Annotated in this window: 17 protein-coding genes and 1 pseudogene; 8 read left to right on the top strand and 10 right to left on the bottom strand. The window is 62.0% G+C overall.

All coding sequences use genetic code 11. The features are described 5' to 3' along the window. Positions 1 to 16: 16 nt before the first annotated feature. Both V1289_RS30165 and V1289_RS30160 read right to left on the bottom strand, forming a co-directional pair. Positions 17 to 163: a hypothetical protein gene (locus V1289_RS30165; RefSeq protein WP_334401330.1), complete on the bottom strand. Its 147-nt coding sequence runs from the start codon at positions 161 to 163 to the stop codon at positions 17 to 19. Between the two features lie 234 nt (positions 164 to 397). Further along, on the bottom strand, positions 398 to 2,116 hold the full coding sequence (locus V1289_RS30160; protein ID WP_334401328.1) for an outer membrane beta-barrel protein: 1,719 nt from the start codon (positions 2,114 to 2,116) through the stop codon (positions 398 to 400). Between the two features lie 198 nt (positions 2,117 to 2,314). Here V1289_RS30160 and V1289_RS30155 point away from each other — a divergent pair, with 198 nt between their 5' ends. Beyond that, positions 2,315 to 3,328, top strand: a complete 1,014-nt coding sequence (locus V1289_RS30155; protein ID WP_334401326.1) for a KpsF/GutQ family sugar-phosphate isomerase — start codon at positions 2,315 to 2,317, stop codon at positions 3,326 to 3,328. 129 nt (positions 3,329 to 3,457) lie between these two features. Here the strand turns inward: V1289_RS30155 and V1289_RS30150 are convergent, their stop codons facing one another. Then, positions 3,458 to 3,997, bottom strand: a complete 540-nt coding sequence (locus tag V1289_RS30150) for a carboxymuconolactone decarboxylase family protein (protein WP_334401324.1) — start codon at positions 3,995 to 3,997, stop codon at positions 3,458 to 3,460. A gap of 72 nt (positions 3,998 to 4,069) precedes the next feature. On the opposite strand from V1289_RS30150, the gene V1289_RS30145 reads away from it, so the two are divergent. After that, the gene (locus V1289_RS30145; RefSeq protein WP_334401322.1) at positions 4,070 to 4,411 is read left to right on the top strand and encodes a winged helix-turn-helix transcriptional regulator; all 342 of its coding nucleotides are present in this window, start codon (positions 4,070 to 4,072) and stop codon (positions 4,409 to 4,411) included. Here the strand turns inward: V1289_RS30145 and V1289_RS30140 are convergent. The 4 genes from V1289_RS30140 to hemH all read right to left on the bottom strand — a co-directional run bounded on the left by V1289_RS30140 (position 4,408) and on the right by hemH (position 8,504). Next, the gene (locus tag V1289_RS30140; RefSeq protein ID WP_309182115.1) at positions 4,408 to 4,854 is read right to left on the bottom strand and encodes an NfeD family protein; all 447 of its coding nucleotides are present in this window, start codon (positions 4,852 to 4,854) and stop codon (positions 4,408 to 4,410) included. The two genes, V1289_RS30145 and V1289_RS30140, sit on opposite strands and share 4 nt — an antisense overlap. A 268-nt stretch (positions 4,855 to 5,122) precedes the next feature. Continuing rightward, positions 5,123 to 6,121 carry an SPFH domain-containing protein gene (locus V1289_RS30135; RefSeq protein ID WP_334401318.1) on the bottom strand — a complete coding sequence of 333 codons (999 nt, stop codon included), beginning with the start codon at positions 6,119 to 6,121 and terminating at the stop codon, positions 5,123 to 5,125. 263 nt (positions 6,122 to 6,384) lie between these two features. Continuing rightward, positions 6,385 to 7,380, bottom strand: coding sequence for an ABC transporter substrate-binding protein (locus V1289_RS30130; RefSeq protein ID WP_334401316.1), 996 nt, complete (start codon positions 7,378 to 7,380; stop codon positions 6,385 to 6,387). Between the two features lie 86 nt (positions 7,381 to 7,466). Beyond that, a complete protein-coding gene (gene hemH / locus V1289_RS30125) occupies positions 7,467 to 8,504 on the bottom strand; it encodes a ferrochelatase (RefSeq protein WP_334401314.1) in 1,038 nt (345 codons plus the stop codon). An 89-nt stretch (positions 8,505 to 8,593) separates the two neighbouring features. Here hemH and V1289_RS30120 point away from each other — a divergent pair, with 89 nt between their 5' ends. Further along, the gene (locus tag V1289_RS30120) at positions 8,594 to 8,992 is read left to right on the top strand and encodes an MAPEG family protein (protein ID WP_334401312.1); all 399 of its coding nucleotides are present in this window, start codon (positions 8,594 to 8,596) and stop codon (positions 8,990 to 8,992) included. Positions 8,993 to 9,216: 224 nt separating this feature from the next. Here the strand turns inward: V1289_RS30120 and V1289_RS30115 are convergent, their stop codons facing one another. The 3 genes from V1289_RS30115 to V1289_RS30105 form a co-directional block, all read right to left on the bottom strand. Further along, positions 9,217 to 9,696: a Crp/Fnr family transcriptional regulator gene (locus V1289_RS30115; protein ID WP_334401310.1), complete on the bottom strand. Its 480-nt coding sequence runs from the start codon at positions 9,694 to 9,696 to the stop codon at positions 9,217 to 9,219. 323 nt (positions 9,697 to 10,019) lie between these two features. Beyond that, entirely contained in the window at positions 10,020 to 10,457 is a 438-nt protein-coding gene (locus V1289_RS30110; RefSeq protein WP_334401308.1) for a hypothetical protein, read from the bottom strand. Between the two features lie 266 nt (positions 10,458 to 10,723). Further along, positions 10,724 to 11,584 (bottom strand): LysR substrate-binding domain-containing protein, encoded by an 861-nt coding sequence (locus V1289_RS30105; RefSeq protein WP_334401306.1) that lies wholly within the window; start codon positions 11,582 to 11,584, stop codon positions 10,724 to 10,726. Positions 11,585 to 11,618: 34 nt separating this feature from the next. On the opposite strand from V1289_RS30105, the pseudogene V1289_RS49875 reads away from it, so the two are divergent. The 5 genes and pseudogenes from V1289_RS49875 to mdcA all read left to right on the top strand — a co-directional run. Then, a pseudogene (locus V1289_RS49875) lies at positions 11,619 to 12,101 on the top strand (MBL fold metallo-hydrolase); the annotation flags it as partial. 142 nt (positions 12,102 to 12,243) lie between these two features. Continuing rightward, entirely contained in the window at positions 12,244 to 12,657 is a 414-nt protein-coding gene (locus V1289_RS30095; protein WP_334401302.1) for an MBL fold metallo-hydrolase, read from the top strand. 79 nt (positions 12,658 to 12,736) lie between these two features. Then, positions 12,737 to 13,363 carry an FMN-dependent NADH-azoreductase gene (locus tag V1289_RS30090; RefSeq protein ID WP_334401300.1) on the top strand — a complete coding sequence of 209 codons (627 nt, stop codon included), beginning with the start codon at positions 12,737 to 12,739 and terminating at the stop codon, positions 13,361 to 13,363. A 150-nt stretch (positions 13,364 to 13,513) separates the two neighbouring features. After that, positions 13,514 to 13,633: a DUF2798 domain-containing protein gene (locus V1289_RS30085; RefSeq protein WP_334401298.1), complete on the top strand. Its 120-nt coding sequence runs from the start codon at positions 13,514 to 13,516 to the stop codon at positions 13,631 to 13,633. A gap of 189 nt (positions 13,634 to 13,822) precedes the next feature. Next, on the top strand, positions 13,823 to 15,475 hold the full coding sequence (gene mdcA / locus V1289_RS30080; RefSeq protein ID WP_334401296.1) for a malonate decarboxylase subunit alpha: 1,653 nt from the start codon (positions 13,823 to 13,825) through the stop codon (positions 15,473 to 15,475). Positions 15,476 to 15,478: the final 3 nt, after the last annotated feature.

The following is a 15,478-nucleotide window of genomic DNA, read 5'->3' as shown; positions in this document are numbered from 1 at the left end:
GTCCCGGCAACCCGCGCTACGATGACCGGTCGTAGATCGTTTCCGGTTTCGCGACCGCCTTCACGCCTTCGCTCTCCCGGAGAACGCGCCGCAGCCTGCGGGCGGCCAGCAGGGCTGTTTGAACGTTCTTGTCGCTTGAGCTCTCTTCAAAAAAGATGACCACTTCGCAACTCGGGCATTGCCTGGAATATCCGGGCTGAACCCTTCGCGCCCTGTCCCGAAAAGTGGACCGGCATCGTTTGCAATGGATCTGGACTGAATCGGACATGATGCTCCCCGCCCCAGGGGCAGGTTATTTCGCACCGGTTAAGTTTCGGTCTTCTTTGGCGGAGGAAGCCGGCTGACGATCCGACCTGATAGCCGGCGCGGCCCAGCTGGTATCGCCCGCGTATCAGCCCTAGTGCTGCAGCCTCACGCCCAGCATCACCACCGTCGACGCGGTGCTGTTGCCGGGGATGTTCGAATTCAACCAGTCGCGGCGCAGCGTGCCCGTGACCCAAAAACTGCGGTTCATTTTGTAAACGAGGTCACCGGAGATCGAATAGATGCGGTCGAAGCGCAGATCGCCCTGATAGGCCTGCGTGCCCCAGGTGAATTTTCCGATGCCCGTGAGCCAGCGGCGGAAATCGTGATCGACTTCCGCGGTGTAGAGATGCGTCAAAACGCCGGAGACGCCGGGCACCGTGGTCTCGTCGATCGACGTCGTGGCGATGAATTTCGCCGTCGTCAACGGCGTCGCGGACCATATCAGCGAGGCCGACGTCAGCAGGCCCTGCAACGGCAGCAGCCGCTGATCCTCGTAGGTGCGCGCCGCCCAGCCGATCGAAGCTTCGCCGATCAAAATCCGGGAGAATTCGAAGGTGGTGCCGGCCCTGACGCTTCCGCCGCTGGAATTGCGCTGATAACCGTTGCGATCGACCAGCAGGTCGTGCGAGCGGACGTTGCCATCGATCTCGCCGAACGGCTTGAGGCCAGGTATCAAATCGTAGCTGACACGGCCGAGGCCGCCGAACTGATTGTAGTTGCGATCGTCGTTGCTGGTGACGGAGCCATCGGTCAATACCGAGTTCTGATAGACGGTGCGGTCGACCGTGGCGCCTCCGGAGAGCTGAAGCCGGTTGAAATTCTGATCGAGCCCGAAGGTGCCGCCGAACGTCGCGTAGACCGGATATCTGGCGAGGCCGACCTGCACGTTCGGGCTGCCGGGATTGTCGGTGGCGACGCGCAGCCGCGTCTGTGCCAACAACCTTGTGTCATGGGTGACATCGAGCCGGCCATCGACATGGCCGATGAAATCCGGGCGATCGACATTGGTCGGCGCCGACGACGCCACGCCGTCCACCGGCGGAAAGGTGTTGGTGTAACCCGTGAACGATCCCCGCAAGTCAGCCACCAGCGCGTGGCGCTCCCAGTTGGAGACGGCCAGGAATTCCGGCGCGATGACGTAGACCGGCGAGCCCTTCGGGACAAAGGTGCGCCCGGGATTGGTGTCGTAGCCGCCTCTCAATTCGAGCGCCGACTTGATCAGGAAACCGCCGGCGTAATCGCCGACCGGGCCGAACGGATCGTCGTCGATCCTGAGCCGCTTGCGCGGCGGCTGGCCTGCGACCGTGCCGGCCATCGCCGGGGGGATCGGCGCCTTGTTGGCGGATTCCGACGGCGGAATCGAAAGCCGCGGGGGCGCATTCGATGCAATCGGCGGCGGCAGACTGCCGGGTCCGGTCGGCGGCTTCGGCTTCACCTGGCCCGGATAATATTTCGGCTTCTTGCGCCTGCGATTGAGCGAGTCATAGCCGATGTCGGCGGCGCCGCTCGCGGCGGGCAGGCCGTAACTCGGGATTTGCCCGATCCGCGATGGCGCCGGGGTATCGGTGTCGCGTTCGCGGAGCCTTGCGTCGTCGGCGGCATTGCCGGTTTTGTCGACGGTGCCGATGCCGGTGCGGCGCAACGGCGAATCCGGCGCGGTGATCTGGCTGGAGCGAGTCGGGCTGAACAGGTCGGGCGTGACGGTTTGGGCCAGCGCCGGCGCCTCACCTGACGCGATCAGCGCAAGGCATGGCAAAAGCGCGCGGAAGAGGGTCGCGCGCCTGCTTCGGCCCCTTGCTGGACCCGCCATCACGATAAAAATACCCCAACAAATTCACTTACTTAAGCGACGGGTTCCAAGCGCGCGTGGAAACGTCGTTAATGGAGTTAAAACAATTATGGTTAATGAGCCGTTGAGAGCCGGAAGGGCGCGTCGCCTCACGCGGCGGGCCATGCTAAGGAGGGCTCCGGGGCCGAAGAGACCGAGGCCCCCTCCCTGGGACCAGACATGGCCAATCCGAAACCGCTGATGGCAAAATCATCCGGCACCGATTCCGCGAATGCCGCTGTCAAGTCGGCCCTGCGCACGCTCGAGGCGGAAGCCGGCGGCATCGCGGCCGTGACCGCGGCACTGCAATCCGATCTCGGCGCCCTCTTCAATGCGGCGGCCGAGTTGATCCGCAACGCCAAGGGACGGCTGATCGTCACGGGACTGGGCAAATCAGGCCATATCGGCCGCAAGGTCGCGGCGACGTTTGCCTCCACCGGCACGCCGGCGTTTTTCGTGCATGCCGCGGAGGCGAGCCACGGCGATCTCGGCATGATCACCGCCGACGACGTCATCCTGGCGCTGTCATGGTCCGGCGAGCAGCCGGAGATGAGGAATCTGATCAGCTATGCCGCGCGCTTCCGCATCCCGCTGATCGCGATCACGGCAGAGCGGGAATCGACGCTTGCCAAGGCGGCCGACTTCGCACTGACGCTGCCGAAGGCGCGCGAAGCCTGCCCGCACAATCTCGCGCCCACCACCTCTTCGCTGATGATGCTCGCGCTCGGCGACGCACTGGCGATCGCACTATTGGAGGGCCGCGGCTTCACCTCGGTCGATTTCAGCGTGCTGCATCCCGGCGGCAAGCTCGGCGCCATGTTGAAATATACCCGCGACCTCATGCATTCCGGCAACGCCGTGCCGCTCAAGCCGCTCGGCACCAAAATGTCCGACGCGCTGGTCGAGATGACCTCGAAAGGCTTTGGCTGCGTCGGCATCGTCGACAACAGAGGCCAGATCGCCGGCATCGTCACCGACGGCGATTTGCGGCGCCAGATGCGGCCGGATCTGATGACGGCACTGGTCGACGAGGTCATGACCAGGAATCCCAAGACGATCGACCGCGACACGCTGGCCGGCGAGGCGCTGGAGATGCTCAATTCGTCCAAGATCACCGCGCTGATCGTGACCGACGCGAACAAGCCGGTCGGCATCGTGCATCTGCACGATCTGTTGCGCGCCGGCGTGGCGTAGTCCTCGTCATTCCGGGGCCCGTCGAATACGCGAACCTCAGATGCGCAATTGCGCATCGGGGAATCTCGAGATTCTCAGGTGCGCAATTGCGCACCTAGCTCGATGCTTCGCATCGACCCGGAATGACGGTTACCGCGGAAACCGCGCCGCCGTCGTCTCCAGCGGCAAGGCCAGCGTGTTCGCCAGATACGACACCGTGCGATAGAAGCCGCAGAGCATGATGATCTCCAGGATCTTTGCATCGTCGCAATGCGCCGACAGCGCTTTGAATTCGGCATCGCTGAGCGTCGCGCGTTCATGCAGCGCGTCGACGGCGGCAATCAGCGCCTGTTCGGCCGCCGACCAGCATGCGGCATCGGATTCCCCGAGTACGGTGGCGCGGACCTGCTCGTCGGTGAGCTGGGCTGCTTCCGCAAACGCCGCGACATGCACGCCCCATTCATATTCGCAACCGTTCCGCGCGGTGGTACGATCGATGACGATCTCGCGTTCCCGCAACGACAGCGGCCCCCGGTCCAGCAGGCTGCCGCCGCGAAACTTCTCCCAGGCGCGGGGCTGGCCGGCCATGACGCGGAACAGCACCAACGGCGGCGCGCCGCGCATGATGCGGTCGAACTGCTGCTGAATATCCGGCGCGTAAGGCGGTTCGAGCGGCGCAATGCGTGACATGGCTGGCTCCTGTGCTACACTAATTGTAGCAATACGCTACAATATCTGTAGCAGTCCGCAAGAGGGTTTTCGATGCCGAAACCGGCTTCCGTCACGAAGAAGCGCGCCGTCCGCGGCTCCCGCACGGGCCGGCCGATCATGGCGCTGCTCGACCTGCTGGGCCGGCGCTGGAGCCTGCGCATCATCTGGGAGCTGCGCGAGGCGTCGCTGACCTCGCGCGCCTTGCGTACCGCGTGCGATGAAGCTTCCCCCACCATCCTGCAGACGCGGCTGACGGAGCTGCGCGAGGCGGGCTTCGTCGAACTCGTTGCCGGGGACGGCTATCGCCTCACCGAATTGGGCAAGGAGCTGCAGGAGAATTTTCTGGCCGTGCATCACTTTGCCGAGCGCTGGAGTAAACGCGGGACGGGCTAAGCCGCCGCCACCGTCAGGCTGGCGCCGTCGGCCTGCACGATCCTGACCCGGCTGCCGGCCGGCGTATCGGGACCGGCGACGCGCCAGACAGTGTCGTCGATCCGCACCGTGCCGGCGCCGTCGACGATCGGCTTTTCCAGCGTGAACACCCGGCCGATCAGCGCTTCGGTGCGCTTGTTGAGGAACGGGTTGCTCTGGCTGACGCTGCCCTCGCTCTTCGCAAGCCGACGCCATACCGGTACCGCCGCGGCCGCGAACACCGCGAACATCAACAATTGCGTCTGCCAGGATGGATCGATCGCGAACGACAGCAATCCGACCAGCAGCGCAGCGAGCCCGAGCCAGAACAGGAACACACCGGGTGCCGCCAGCTCCAGCGCCATCAGGATGAAGCCGAAGATCAGCCAATTCCAGGTGCCTAACGTCGAAAACATCTCGGCCATGACACGACCTCTATTTTGTAACGAACTCGACAATACGACCGCGGTGCGCCCCCTCTCCCAACCAACTCGGATTTACCCGAGTTGGCATCTTAAATTGTCGAAGTCGGATATATCCGACTTCGATGGGAGAGGGTTGGGGTGAGGGGTTAAGGTCTATCGATAGTCCGAGACCCCTCACCCGGATCGCATCCGGCGATGCGATCCGACCTCTCCCAATGGGAGAGGTGAACGAGATCGCATGCGCCGATGCACTCATTACCAAACAACTTTACCTCTGCGGCGCCACCGGCGGCGGTGTGGGGCCGGCTGATGGCACCGAGGAGCGGCGCGCGGCGGCCGTGGCGGATGCGGCGCTTTCGCCGAAGGTCGCTTTTGCGATCTCGCCGATGCCGGCCAGCGAGCCCAAAATGCTAACCGCCTCGATCGGCAGCATCAGGAGCTTCTGGTTCGGCGAGTCCGCGAACTGCCCGAACGCCTTGATGTATTTGTCGGCGATAAAATAGTTCAGCGCGGCGACGTCGCCCTTGGCGATGGCTTCACTGACCATCTGCGTCGCCTTGGCCTCGGCTTCCGCGGAGCGCTCGCGCGCTTCGGCGTCGCGGAATGCGGCCTCCTTGCGGCCTTCGGCCTGCAGGATCTGGCCCTGTTTTGCACCCTCTGCGCGCAAGATTTCAGATTGCCGCTGGCCCTCGGCCTGCAGAATGTCGGCACGCTTGACGCGCTCGGCCTTCATCTGCCGGCCCATGGCTTCCACAAGGTCCGCGGGCGGCACGATGTCCTTGATCTCGATACGGTTGACCTTCAGGCCCCACGGCGAGACGGCGGCGTCGACCACCCGCAACAGGCGCTCGTTGATCTCGTCGCGATGCGACAGCACCTGGTCGAGATCCATCGCACCCATCACCGAGCGGATGTTGGTCATGGTCAGCACGATGATCGCCTGATTGAGGTTGGAGACCTCGTAGCTGGCCTTGGCGGCGTCGAACACCTGGAAGAACGCGACGCCGTCGACGGTCACGGTGGCGTTGTCCTTGGTGATCACTTCCTGCTCGGGAATGTTGATCACCTGCTCCATCATGTTCATCTTGCGGCCGACGCGGTCGAAATAGGGAATGATGAGATTGAGCCCCGGCGCCAGCGTGCGGGTGTATTTGCCGAACCGTTCGATGGTCCAGTCATAACCTTGCGGCACGGTCTTGACGCCGGCGAACAATGTAACAATGACGAGCAAAACGAGTGCGATCGCGAAAAAGTCGAAACCAGTCATAAATTCCTCCAAAGCCGGCAAGAACCGTTGCCGGGCGCGGTCTCAATATTTGTCTGCCCACCGGCAGCGCCGGTTCACCCGGCTGTTCTCGGTCCGGATAGGTATGTATCCCTTTCGCCATCGCCAGATGGTTGGCTTCCGAACGCCCGACAAGTAGCTTGTTTTGTTCGGAAAACGCCCTGCTTCAATTAGCCGTGTCCTCCGTTAATTTCAGGCCGGCGATAGGCTGTGCATTGCGCGAGTACGGCTAAGCGAAATTCATTTCATTCGATGACCGCATCGGCTGTGGCGAGAAGGGCCGGCGGCACATCGATGCCGAGCGCCTTCGCGGTCGTGCGGTTCACCGCCAGCTCGAATTTGGTCGGCTGCTCGACCGGAATATCGGATGGCTTGGCCCCCTTGAGTATCTTGTCCACGTAGGTCGCGGTACGGCGATTCAAATCCGGAATATTCGCCCCGTAGGAAATGAGACCGCCGACTTCGACAAACTCCCGGGCGTTGTACATCGCGGGCAGCCGGTATTTTGCGGCAAGGTCGACGAGACGCTTTCTCTCCTGATAGAACATGGGGCTTGGAAACTCGAACAGCGCATCGGCGTGCGCGTTTGCCATATCGGAGAATGCGCGCTCGAACTCATCCGGACTGCGCACTTCGGCCAATTGCAACCGCAGGTCCCGGCTATCAGCAGTATCCGTAACCTGCTTCAACATGCCTGATGTCGTCTGCTCGGAGAACGCGCCGGGGTGCCAAAGCACGGCGATCTTCGATATCGAAGGCATCAATTCCTTCAACAGGGCAAGACGCTTGGGGACAAGCTCCGGACCGAGGAAGGTGGTCCCGGTAAGATTGCCGCCGGGACGCGACAGGCTCGCCACCAATCCATCTTGCACGGGATCGCCCATCGAGCCGACGACGATCGGAATCGTCGAAGTTGCATGCTGGGCGGCACGGCCGGCTGGCGTCGCCATGGCCACGATGACATCAACCTTGAGACCCACGAGTTCGGAAGCAGCGGCCGGGAGCTGGTCGATTGTGCCGTCCGTCCCCCTCGGTTCAAAGACGATATTCTTTCCCGCGACATAGCCGAGTTCGGCAAAAGCCTGGCGAACGATGTCAAAGCCCACACGGACATCCGGCTGTTCAAGGGAGCCGTTGACCAGGAGGCCTATCCGCGGGATTTTCGCTGCTGGCTGCGCGCGCGCAGCGAACGGAAGGGCCGCCGCGGCGCCGAGGACGGTGATGAAATCGCGTCGCCTCACGGGCTCCCCTTATAATCTATCAATGAACCCTAACATGCGCCGACCAGATCAGGGCCTCATCATTGACGAGGCAACGCAATTAACAATCAAATCCAGCCTTGCAATTCGCGCAAGACCAGCTGGCGGATGACGTCCATGCCGGGTTCGCTGTCGTTCAGGCAGGGGATGAAGGCAAATTGCTCGCCGCCATTGTGCTTGAAAATCTCTGCGTTTTCCTGCGCGATCTCTTCCAGCGTCTCCAGGCAATCGGCGGAGAAGCCGGGGGTCACCACAGCAATGCGGCGCACACCATCTTTCGCCGATTTTTCGATGGTCTTGTCGGTATAGGGCTGCAGCCATTGATCGAAGCCGAAGCGCGATTGAAAGGTAAGGATCAGTTTTGTCGCATCAAGGTCCATGCACTTGCGCAAGGCGTCCGTTGTTGCGACGCACTGCGCATAATAGGGATCGCCCTTGTCGACATATTCTTGCGGCATGCCGTGATATGACGCGACGATCAGCTCGGGCTGGAACGGCAGCGTCGAAAGATGCGCATTGATCGAGACCGCGAGCGCCTCGATATAATCGGGGTCTTCGTAATAGGGCGGCGTCACCCGCAGGATCGGCTGCGCGCGCATCCCGGCCAGCACGCGAAACACTTCATCGCACACGGTGGCCGAGGTCGCCGCGGAATATTGCGGATAGAGCGGCACCACCAGCAGCCGGTCGCAGCCTTGCGCGGCCAGGGCCTCGATGCGCGACTTGATCGACGGATTGCCGTAACGCATCGCCCAGTCGACCACGACATGGTCATGGTCCGAGATCGCCGCGGCGAGCTTTTCGGCCTGTGCGCGCGTGATCGTCTTGAGCGGGGATTCGTTTTTCTCGGTGTTCCATATCTTCTGGTAATCGCGCGCCTTGCGGCCGGGCCGGATGCGCAGGATCACCCCGTTCAGGATCAGCTTCCACCACAGCCCCTGATCTTCGATCACGCGCGGATCGGACAGGAACTCCTTCAGATAGGCGCGAACGCCTTTGGCGTCTGATGTGTCGGGGGTGCCGAGATTGACCAGCAGCACGCCGACGCGTTCCGGCTGCGACTCCGGCGCCGGCTTTGCACTTTCAAAGGGAGCGACCACGGTCATGATTTCAGTGGCTTCGCGCGTTGCACCATCCTTGTCAAGATAATGGCTGGTTCGATATTGTCCATGGATTACCGCGGTCTGGAGGAACCATGACGGTTGCCGAATGGTGCGTTTTCGGAACGCTGATGCTCTATCTGTTGACGATCGCCTCCGTCAAATGGATGGGGCATCAACGCTTCGACAATGCAAAGCCGCGCGATCCCGACTTCTACGAGGACCCGATCCGGGCGCGGGCGCTCGGCGCCCATCAGAACGGCATCGAGGCGTTTCCGTTCTTTGCGGTCGCCGTGCTGCTGGCGGAGTTTCGGCTGGGGCCGCTGCGGCTGATCGACGAGCTGGCGGTGCTGTTTCTGATCGTGCGGATTGCCTATGTCTTCACCTATCTCGGCAACCGCCCGACGCTGCGTTCGATCCTGTGGAGCCTCGGCTTTGCAATCAACATCGCGATCTTCTTCCTGCCGGTGCTGCGCGGTTATTTGCCTGTTTGAATCCTCATGGTGAGGAGCGCGTCTTCGCGCGTCTCGAACCATGAGGCCCGTGGCCATCCTTCGAGACGCCGCTTCGCGGCTCCTCAGGATAGACAACGGCGCGCTTGCGCCGCGCGCAAACCGGACGACCGGCACCTCCGAGATTGCCCCCTGACCGGACATGCCGCAGAGATGTTAAACTCGGCGCGATTGACTCATTTGAGACATGGGCGATTCTGGCTGCGTCATCGACTCGCGTGAAGCATCTGCAGCTCGGCAATGCGATTGTCGGCGCGGCGGAGCCGGCGACAAAGCTCGCGGTTGATATTCTGCATCACCATCACATACGCATGGATGTCGGCCTTGTAGCACGCGTAGAGTTTTTGGGCCGTGAGTTCGTACAGCACGGTTGGGCTCTCCGCGACGACGGTGGCTGATCGGTTCTGCATTTCGATGAGCGTCATTTCGCCGAAAAAATCGCCGGGCTCAAGGCCCGCCATGCGAATGACGCGCCCCGAATCCCCCAGCTTGCTCACCACGAGCTCGCCGGAGTGAACAACGAACATTGAGCGCCCCGGTTCTCCTTCCGCTACGACAGTGGCGCCCACGTCGAAGCAGCGCTCGACCAGCATTGAGATCAAGAGATCGAGGCTTGCGTCTGAGAGGCCACCGAAGAAAGGTGTGGCGAGCAAGAATGCTTTCAGATCGGGGGAGCTGACAGCCATGGACGAAATATACTCCCGCTCCCAGCGGCGGCAAGCGGGCCAAGCCCGACGGGACGTATCTACGATAAATACTCGCGCGGGGGCGCCGGCTGCCGATCGAGCAGGCAGCCCCGCCTGATCATTGCGCCAAGAGGCTCCGTGGGGCTGGCGGCCTCTTTCTGACCCCATAACGTGTTTTCGGCTGGCACCTTTGGGACATGCCGACTGCGTCGAGCGATGTCCGCTGTCGGGGGTAACCGGAAGACATTTGCTCAGACTGGGTTCTTCCGAGTTTGACCCAACTGAAGCATTCCAGGTGATCAACATGCTTTAATGGAGATCGATCACACTACGAAAATTCCGACCAGCAAGATCGTCGACAAAACACTGAACGCGGTGACGTTCGCATCCCATAACCACGGTCCTACCGGCGATCGAAAGGGCGGGTAGCCGTTTTGATCATAGAGGGCGCCGCCAAACAGCTTTCGCGCAACTAGCGTGGCGAAAAAAGCCCCATAAACCGCAGCGCCAAGCGCCCCCGCAAACAACAACCTTTCTCGCGGAAGCGGTCCTTTCAGCCAAATCAGGCAGAGGGCGATGACAGCGATTCCAGTATAGCTCAGTACCTGCCACACGACGTGGAAGCGTGCGTGCGGCGTCCATAATGGATTAGTTGCATGGGTGCGATTGAAATCGGCTTTGATCGTCACGAAACCATATCCGATGGCCGCAAGCGTCAAAAGAAGCCTTGATAGCAAATGTCCGTCGCTGATGCTTTCCATTGGCCGCCCTCAATCGAGAATTGTGATCTTCATGCCCGTAGATCATTCCGGCTGTATCCAATCACAATCAAGACCCGGATGGCCACTTCCGCTGTTGCGAATATTTTCGGTCAACGCCAGGCATGGATGCCTGCCTGATCGGGGCGGCTTTTCGTTGGCACGCATCGTCCGCCGATGTCCGAGTCTGGCGCCAGAAGCGGACCTTCCTCAAATCCAGCTTTTGACAACCCACAGCCGGCTCTCGACGATTGAAGGGCCGGTTCTTCTCAGATCGCCGGGCGCGATGGCCCCTGCGCAAGCGTCGGCAGAACCGCAGCCAGTGCCGCGGCGGCCTTGTCGGGCCGCGCCTTCTCGTAGATCGCGAACTCAAGGTCAGGAAGCCGCGGCAGCCCTTCTTGCACACCGAGAATGCGCAAGCCCGCAATCAGCGCGCTGGCAGGAAGCGGGGTGATGGCGAGGCCCGCGAGCGCCGCCGCGCGCACGCCTGTCAAACTGGGGCTGGTATAGACGATCTCCCAGGTCAGTTCCTTGTCATTGAGCGCGGCGAGTGCAGCCTCGCGAGAAACGGATCGCTCGCGATACAGGGCCAGCGGCAGCGCCGCACCCGTAACAAGATCGAACGTGTCGGCCGCGGCCCAGACCAGCGGCTCACGCCACACCAGACGCCCTTTCGAGGTTCCGAGCGGGCGCTTTGCGAAAACGACGTCAAGCCGCCCCGCATTAAGTTGCTCGATCAATTCCGCGCTGACGCCGATCTGCACCTCGAGCTTCACGCCGGGATGGAGCTTGGCGAAGCGGCCGAGAGCCGAAGGCAGCGAGCCGCCGGCGACCTCCTCGACCACGCCGAGACGCACCGTGCCAGACAGCCGCGGCCCCGCCAGGCGATGACGGGCCGCTTCCTCAAGTTGCAACAGGCGACGCGCGTCGCCGAGCAGCATCTCGCCATCGTCGGTCAATACGACACTGCGCGTTGTCCGCCGGAACAAGGGCCGTTTGGTCTCGAGTTCAAGCCGCTTGATCTGCTGACTCACCGTCGACTGCGTCAGGTTGAGCCGCTCCGCAGCGCGGTGGAAACCGCCGCAATCGGCCACGGCAACAAAGGCACGTAACAACTCGAATTCCATCATCGGCGATTAATCCGATTCAACGATCAATCATATTATGAAATATCGCTTCTGTGATCAATACCGACGCCTATTCTCGAATGATCAAACGTCAAACGATGGAGAAAGAGACATGCTCACGCTCGACCGCCGGACGCTCCTGCGTGCCGGCTCTGCCGCCGTCGGGGCCGCCGCACTCGCCCCCACCGCCCTCGCCCTCGCCCGTGCGCCCCAGGCGGGCAAGCAGGCGCAGCCCGGCTTCTACCGCTTCAAGCTCGGCACCATCGAGATCACCGTCGTCAGCGACGGCACGCTCGCATTCCCGGCCGAAACGCTGTGGGGCGATCGGGCCGAGGACGCAAGAGGCCTGCTCACATCCACTTTCCAGCCGTCCAGCCCGGTGGGACTGCAAATCAACACCATTCTCGTCAACACCGGCGACAAGCTGGTGTTGATCGACGCAGGCTGCGGCGTCGACAAGTTCCAGAACACGAACGGCAGGTTGCTTGGCAACCTCGCCAGCGCGGGCTACGCCCCGGGCGATATCGACATGATCCTGTTCACTCACTGCCATTTCGACCACCTGTGGGGTATCAGTGACGGCAAGAACGCGTCGCTGCTGTTTCCCTCGGCCGAATTCGTCGCCAGCGAGACCGAGGTCCGCCCCCGATCTGGTCGGCAAAGTGTCCGCCAAGCAGCAGCCGCTGGTTACCCAGGCGAATCTGAAATTGGCCAGCCCCCGCCTGCGCCTGATCAAGGCCGGAGCGGAGGTGGCGCCGGGCGTGACCACCTTCGACACCGCCGGTCACACGCCAGGCCACATGTCGGTGCATATCAGTTCCGGCAGGGAAGAAATGCTCCTCACCGGCGACGTCGTAGTCGACACGGCGATCGGCTTCCAGCATCCGGAGTGGGCGTTCGGGTTCGACCTGGACGTGCCACAAGCAACAAAGACGCGCATGGCCTTCCTCGACCGCGCAGCGGCCGACAAGACGCTGGTCGGTAGCTACCATCTACCCTTCCCTGGCTTCGGGCACGTAGTACGCGAGGCGAGCGGCTACCGCTGGCTGCCGGCAGATTGGCAGTGGACGACCTGACCACCACGCCGGGCGGGGGGTGCTCCCCCGCCGGCCTCATAAGCGCTACGCAGAACCCTAGGTGAGAAGGCCAGCGAAAATGAATCTCTTGAACATAGTGACCTCGCCGCGAAAGCAAAAATCTGCGTCCACCGCTATCGTCAATGCATTCCTCTCGGAATTTGGGGAGCACGTCCGTGACGTTACAGTTGATAGGTTGGATATTTGGCAAGAGCGACTTCCCGAATTCGACGCGGAGGCAATCAATGCCAAATACAAGGGCGTATCCGGCGAAACGATGACGCCGGTCGAGACGGCAACATGGGAAAAGATTAGAGAGTTGGCGTCACGCTTCCAACGGGCAGATCGCATCGTTCTGGGCGTGCCCATGTGGAATTTCTCTGTCCCTTACAAACTTAAGCAGCTGATTGATCTGTCTTGTCAAAGAAACATGCTGTTTACGTTCGACGGAGAGTTCTATGGACCGTCGTTGAGCATCGATAAGGCTTTCGTTGTGTATGTCAGGGGACAAAGCGACGAGGCCGGCTTTAAAACTGTCTCACAGCCAGGCTTCGAATATCTCAGCGGGTACGTCGAATTTTGGCTGCGGTTCATAGGCGTCCGCAGTGTCGTAACTCTCACCGTCGAACACACTTGGGACGGCCGCGCGGTCGACATGATCGACGCCGGAAAGAGACAAGCGATAGTACTGGCGAGGCAATTTTGATTGTTGCCCAATACCTCAATGCAAAGGCTCCGCGAGACGCATGGAAGGCAAAGCAAGATTTGTCTTTCCAGTCGTGATCACCGCCATTATCGCTTTTGTCGTGAGCGAGCGTTGACGTTCTTCAATATCGGCTGACGGAATGATTTTGTGGTGCGATGGTGGTCCGCCTTCGCCATCGGCTGGCCGATCGCGGCCAGCACCGCTTATCTCGCGATCCCCTTCGCCCGCAGCCTCATCCAGCGCATCGTCGCCGCCATCGAAAGGACCTGAGCAGCTCCTTGCGGGACGGCTTGACGTCGTGTTCGCCAGGGGTCTGCTCGGCACCTCGCACAGACGCTCGAAATCCAGATGCAATTGATCCTATTTTTAGATCAATCATATTATAGAATATCGTTTCTATAATCAATGAGGGCCTCCTACCTTTCGCATCAAGACAGCATTGAGCGAAGGAGGCCCATCATGTCAGGCACGTCACGACGCGGAGCAGATCACGCCTCCCGTCTCGCGCGGGCTGCCGCGCTCAGCGGGACGAGCGGAAAAGTCTGCCCCGCCGACCGCGCGACGCGGTTGCTCGAAGCAATCATCGAGCCTGGCGACCGCGTGACGATCGAAGGCGACAATCAGAAGCAGGCGGATTTTCTCGCCGCAGCCCTGGCGAAGGTGGATCCTGCGCGGGTGCACGATCTGCACATGGTGCAATCTGTGTTGGCGCTGCCCGACCATCTCGCCGTGTTCGAGCGCGGTATCGCGAACCGCCTGGATTTCTCCTATGCGGGGCCGCAAAGCCGCAAGCTTGCCGAACTCGTCGCTGCGAACGCGGTCAGGATCGGCGCGATCCACACCTATCTCGAACTCTACGCGCGCATGCTGGTGGACCTGACGCCGCAGGTCGCACTTGTCGTCGCCGACAAGGCCGACCGCGACGGCAATCTCTATACCGGCCCGAACACAGAGGATACGCCGACCATCATAGAGGCGGCGGCGTTCCGCGGCGGCATCGTAGTCGCGCAGGTCAATGAGATCGTGGACCGCCTGCCGCGGGTCGACGTGCCCGGCGACTGGGTTGATGTCGTGGTGCCGAGCCCGAAGCCCTATCTGATCGATCCGCTGTTCACGCGCGATCCCGCCAAGATCAGGAACGAGAACGTGCTGATGGCGATGATGGCAATCGCCGCGGTCTACGAGCCCTATCAGGTGCAGCGGCTCAATCACGGCATCGGCTATGCGACCGCGGCGATCGAACTGATCCTGCCGACCTTTGCCGCCCAGCGCGGACTGAAGGGCAATATCGCCAGGCATTTCGTGCTGAACCCGCACCCGACCCTGATCCCCGCGATCGAAGCCGGCGTCGTCGACAGCGTCTATTGCTTCGGCTCCGAGTTGGGCATGGAACGCTACGTCTCGAGCCGCGCCGATATTTTCCCGGTCGGCGCCGACGGTAATCTGCGGTCCAACCGCGCGCTCGCGCAGGTCGCCGGACAATACGCCTGCGACCTCTTCATCGGCGGCACGTTGCAGATCGACCCGCAGGGCAACAGTTCCACGGCCACGAAGGGCCGGATCACGGGCTTCGGCGGTGCGCCGAATATGGGCGCCGACCCGCGTGGCCGCCGCCACGACAGTCCGACCTGGCTGCGCGCCGGTCAGGAAGCCGGCGAAAGCCTGCGCGGACGCAAGCTTGTGGTGCAGATGGTCCAGACCCATCAGCCGAATGGCACACCGAGCTTTGTCGAACGGCTGGACGCGTTCGACCTCGCAGCCTCGGCCGGTTTTGCGCTACCGCCGGTGATGATCCATGGCGACGACGTCACCCATGTCGTCACCGAACGTGGCGTGGCCAACCTTTTGCGCTGCCGGTCGCCGCTGCAGCGCGAGGCCGCATTGCGCGCCGTCGCCGGCGATACTGAGTTCGGCAGGCGACAGTCGCCCGAAACAAGCGACAGCCTGCGCCGCCGCGGCATCGTGATGCTCCCCTCTGACCTCGGCATCGATGTCAACAGCGCAACCCGCGACTGGCTCGCGGCGCAAACCATCGACGACCTCGTGACGGCGTCAGGCGGACTCTACGTGCCGCCGGCGAAATTTCGCCGCGCCATCGTCACTCACACTTGAGAA

The organism is Bradyrhizobium sp. AZCC 2289 (assembly GCF_036924615.1).
In the GTDB taxonomy this organism is placed as follows: domain Bacteria; phylum Pseudomonadota; class Alphaproteobacteria; order Rhizobiales; family Xanthobacteraceae; genus Bradyrhizobium.
This window is presented reverse-complemented; position numbering and strand designations above follow the sequence as displayed.